The following is a 253-nucleotide window of genomic DNA, read 5'->3' on the forward strand; positions in this document are numbered from 1 at the left end:
GTGATAATTTGAAAATTTCTAAGTTCCATTATTTTCCTCCGAAGTTAGGATTTGAAATATAATCCACTATACTTCCATTTTTTAGACTATATACTCCTTTTATCTCTGAGTTCATGACTCCTCCTGGAACAGAGAATTCCATTTGCTCAGGAAATGGAGATGATGTACCTAGGTATTTGTTTACATCTAAGCCTCTCGGAGTTTCTATTTCATACACATAGCCATTTTTTCCAGCACATGTGAGTAGCAATAG

1 protein-coding gene is annotated in these 253 nt (G+C 34.8%); it reads right to left on the bottom strand.

From position 1 onward, the window contains the following. Nucleotides 1–28 precede the first annotated feature (28 nt). Nucleotides 29–253, bottom strand: a 225-nt coding sequence (locus tag ACS2QP_RS28185; RefSeq protein WP_438883126.1) for a scabin-related ADP-ribosyltransferase, incomplete at its 5' end; no start/stop codon positions are given.

The sequence above is a fragment of the Bacillus cereus group sp. Bce019 genome (genome assembly GCF_051781745.1).
GTDB classification, from domain to species: domain Bacteria; phylum Bacillota; class Bacilli; order Bacillales; family Bacillaceae_G; genus Bacillus_A; species Bacillus_A cereus.